Annotated in this window: 4 protein-coding genes and 1 pseudogene; 2 read left to right on the top strand and 3 right to left on the bottom strand. The window is 38.0% G+C overall.

Translation table 11 applies throughout. From position 1 onward, the window contains the following. The coding region (locus QVB70_RS12465; protein WP_287586737.1) for an SCP2 sterol-binding domain-containing protein at positions 1 to 477 on the top strand (477 nt) is incomplete at its 5' end. A 30-nt stretch (positions 478 to 507) separates the two neighbouring features. On the opposite strand, the gene QVB70_RS12470 is transcribed toward QVB70_RS12465, so the two are convergent. Both QVB70_RS12470 and QVB70_RS12475 read right to left on the bottom strand, forming a co-directional pair. Continuing rightward, positions 508 to 936, bottom strand: coding sequence for a tetratricopeptide repeat protein (locus tag QVB70_RS12470; protein WP_287586740.1), 429 nt, complete (start codon positions 934 to 936; stop codon positions 508 to 510). A 141-nt stretch (positions 937 to 1077) separates the two neighbouring features. Then, positions 1078 to 2034: a pyridoxal-phosphate dependent enzyme gene (locus QVB70_RS12475; protein WP_287586741.1), complete on the bottom strand. Its 957-nt coding sequence runs from the start codon at positions 2032 to 2034 to the stop codon at positions 1078 to 1080. A gap of 371 nt (positions 2035 to 2405) precedes the next feature. On the opposite strand from QVB70_RS12475, the pseudogene QVB70_RS18585 reads away from it, so the two are divergent. After that, positions 2406 to 2606: pseudogene (locus QVB70_RS18585) on the top strand (nuclear transport factor 2 family protein); the annotation flags it as partial. Positions 2607 to 2711: 105 nt separating this feature from the next. On the opposite strand, the gene QVB70_RS12480 reads toward QVB70_RS18585, so the two are convergent. Then, a complete protein-coding gene (locus QVB70_RS12480) occupies positions 2712 to 3362 on the bottom strand; it encodes a B3/4 domain-containing protein (RefSeq protein ID WP_287586743.1) in 651 nt (216 codons plus the stop codon). Between the last annotated feature and the right edge of the window lie 348 nt (positions 3363 to 3710).

The following is a 3710-nucleotide window of genomic DNA, read 5'->3' on the forward strand; positions in this document are numbered from 1 at the left end:
ATATTTGCTGAATGGCAAGATGCTTTTGAGGGCTGGCAATCCAAAAGTAAACCATCCGCTCCGAAAGCCGTTCCAAAACCACCCAGCGAGGTAAAAAGATCGGGAAAGGCTGAAGTAATTGCTAGAATGGAAAAGATAAATCGGAGTGAAAAAGCCAAAGAAAAAATGAAAAAATGGGCTAAAAAGAAGCCAAAAATTGTTCAATTCATTCTAGACGGAGAACCTGGTCCCTTTTATTGTGTTTTTGAACAAGACAAGGTAAATGTCGTCGAAGGTACTTGCGAACAAAAAACGGATGTAATTTTCGAAACAGATACGGAAACATGGACACAACTTCAACTTGGCGAAGTGGATGGAGTACAAGCATATTATGATGGAGCTTATAAGATATACGGAGGCAGCGGCATGGGCAAATTCGATGACGCGAAGACCTATACAGCGATTTGTTGGGAGAGTTACAAAGACTTAGGGGAATGATGGAAAACAACAGATTCTTTCTTTGGATAATCAGTGCTCTGCTAATTTAGGTTTTAAGCTAATCGCTTTTCGATAACATTCAAGAGCCTGAATAGGATTATGTGAGCTTATGTAAAGAAGGCCCATGTTATACCATGTTAATGCATGGTCAGGGTTTATTCTTACTGCATTTTGAAAACACTCATATGCCTTCTTGTTGTCACCTAGCTCGTAATGAGTAGCTCCCAAGTTATTCCAAGTATCTGCTAGTTCAGAATCGATGCTTAATGCTTTTTGAAAACAATAAATTGCTTTTTCATACTCATGCAATTTGAAAAAGGCATATCCCATATTACTCCATGGCTTGACGAAATTAGGATCTAGTTTTACAGCTTGATCGTACTCTTTTATTGCTTCTCTATATTGGCCTTGTGCCAAATATACTGTTCCTTTATCGAAATGACCCTTTGCTGACTCCATTTTGCCATGCTGCCCCCTATAAAATAACTAAGCAATTACGAGTCTGCATAGAAAAAATAAATTATCTTTATTAAAAACCTCACTTCTTAGGCAAATAAGATCTTTATCATTCCATAGCTTAATTGATGATCGAAACGACTTTTAGCTCTGTATTTGTTGCCTTAGGAGTTTAAAGAATGCCGTTAGATCTATGTTTCCGCCGCTTATTATCATTCCAACTCTTTTGTTCTTAACTTTTAGGTCTCCAAAACGTAAACCAGCTAACGGAACTGCTCCTGATGGTTCTACTACAAGTTTCATTCGTTCCCATAGAAACTTCATGGCCTTTAGAATTTGTTTCTCGGTTACAGTCAAGATATCATCAACATTTTCTTGGATAATCTTGAATGTGATGTTACCCAATGATGTCCTAAGTCCATCTGCAATAGTATTAGGGTTGATTGAAGGAACAATTTTACCTGTTTTAAAGGATCTGTAAGCATCGTCGGCATTTTTGGGCTCTACTCCTATTACCTTCGCCTCTGAACAAAGACCTTTAACTGCAATTGACGTGCCACTTATCAATCCTCCACCACCCACTGGTGCTAAAACCATATCAAGCGAACCTACTTCCTCAATTAATTCATAAGCAGCGGTACCCGCTCCATAAATGACATTTAAATCGTTGTAAGGATGAATTAACGTATATTCATGTTGTTTAATTAATTCTGCTGTCTTTTCTGCACGATCTGTAGGTTTAATTCCGCAAAACACAATTTTTGCACCATAACCACGTGTTGCAGCGATTTTCACGTGGGAGGAATTCTCTGGCATAACTATAACCGCATTAACATCCAGTAAATTGGCTGCTAGGGCAACAGCTTGAGCATGATTACCAGAAGAATGGGTAATCACTCCTTTTCGCTTTTCTTCAAGAGGTAATTGACTGATAGCATTATAAGCCCCACGAAATTTGAAGGCACCAATTCGCTGAAAATTCTCGCATTTAAGAAAAATCTGTCCCCCAGTTATAGCATTAAGGTTACGGCTAGTCATTACTGGTGTGCGATTGGCTATTAGCCTGAGTCTTTCACGTGCTGCCTCAACTTCGTCAAACATATTTATCGAGAAAGTAGTGAAAAGAAGTGTTTAAAAATTCTTCTACTGCCTAAACTTTGAGTATAAGGGTGGTTTTTTTTATTGAAGAAACGATTCAGTGAACTACCACCCAATAAGGTGAGGGGTCTTCTTGCGAGGGGATTAAAACCTATTATTTTGAGAGATACGCTTCAAAAATCAAGTGTTTTTCTCTCAATGCACTTCTATTCGCACAGACTTATTCCTTTTTCTGTTTTTTCTTTTTAGCTTGCTTTCGACCTTTTTTCCCCATAAATTTACACCTCTTACGCCTAAAGATTGTGGCATAAATCTATAAAAACTTTTAGAATCCAAAAAAAATTTGACGCGACTCTACCGATTTTGTTACTCGCGAACAAGGGGCACAGTTCTTCAAAGAACTCGGAGAGAAGGTACAATCCGAACCATTTGAAATTCTGGGTTTTACTGCTCAAGATGATAGGATGATCGTTGAGGGACGTAATCAAGGAGTCGTCAAGGCCACCGGTCAAGCCTATGAACATGATTGGGTAATGTTTTTCACTCTGAAAGAAGGCAAAATTTCGAGATGCTAGCAATACTACGCACAGTTGATGTAGCAACGGCATTTCGCGGTGAATGAACTCCTTGGTGAGGCTAAAGTGATTTAATAAGAAAAGGACTATACACTAACCAGTCGCTTAGGTCGTGCAAAATCTTTCTAAATATTCCCTAGCTAGTTCTCCCGCTTCCTTAACAGTTTCCCAGGGTATTCCAGGTACTCCGCATGACATGATCAGAATATTTTTTGTTGTAGGCATGATCTTTGAAAAATCAGCATCCCTGTAGGGATATATGGCAATTAACCTTTCCTCGTCAGAAACGACTATTTCCTTTCCAGTTAAAATTTTAGGTGTTTTCATACCTATTCCTAAGAATTCTTCATTTGCAGTCGCAAATCTCATAGTTAGTTCTCCTGGAATCAGATCAGCATTAAAAGCGGCGAGGGGAATTCCACTTTTAATGGATGCAAGATTATAGGCATCCACACCAGTATTAATTTTCGGTAATGGCTTTCCCTGAAGAATTCTCCTGATTAAAGCTTCAGAAGCGGGCCTTATCTTCGTTGGGTCTATATTGATTTTCCAGAAGAAATCTCGATATTTCCTGAAAGTCTCATTATCCTTGAGAGTTTCTAAGAGATAAGATGATTTAATTTCATGAATAATAACTTCTTTGAATTTCTCTAAATGAAGTGCTTCCTTCTCTATTTTAAGGTCTTTAACGGTCAAAAAACTGACCCTTAAATCGGGAAACCTTTCCCTAATCTCTTGATGATATGATATCTCCATTTTGAATCAACTTGCCTTCGTTCTATAGTTTGAAGTCTTTGCTATTAGTATAGCATCGAATTCATACAGATTTTTCAACGCTAAAAGAATTGTGGAGAAAAAACTCACAATCTATTTAATAGAAGATGCAGTTAGATAAAGCAGACTACTTATATTTTAATATCGCGCAAGAGAATTGATTTAGTAACTAGGGGATCTTTTCCATGATACAAAGAACGCTGAAAGAAGGTTCACGTCAAATTCAATGCTATATGCCCTGTCCGTGCCTCAAACTTGAATCCGAAGAGCAGTATTGCATCAATGGAACTTCGATTCAAGATGTCAACTATGTAGATTTCGGCTTCATAC

Origin of the sequence: Candidatus Borrarchaeum sp. (assembly GCF_019058535.1) — an archaeon.
Classification (GTDB): domain Archaea; phylum Asgardarchaeota; class Sifarchaeia; order Borrarchaeales; family Borrarchaeaceae; genus Borrarchaeum; species Borrarchaeum weybense.

Bases quoted from the DNA above. Each gene is read 5' to 3' on its own strand.
- QVB70_RS12475 (WP_287586741.1), bottom strand. From the start codon at position 2,034: ATGTTTGACGAAGTTGAGGCAGCACGTGAAAGACTCAGGCTAATAGCC.
- QVB70_RS12470 (WP_287586740.1), bottom strand. From the start codon at position 936: ATGGAGTCAGCAAAGGGTCATTTCGATAAAGGAACAGTATATTTGGCA.
- QVB70_RS12480 (WP_287586743.1), bottom strand. From the start codon at position 3,362: ATGGAGATATCATATCATCAAGAGATTAGGGAAAGGTTTCCCGATTTA.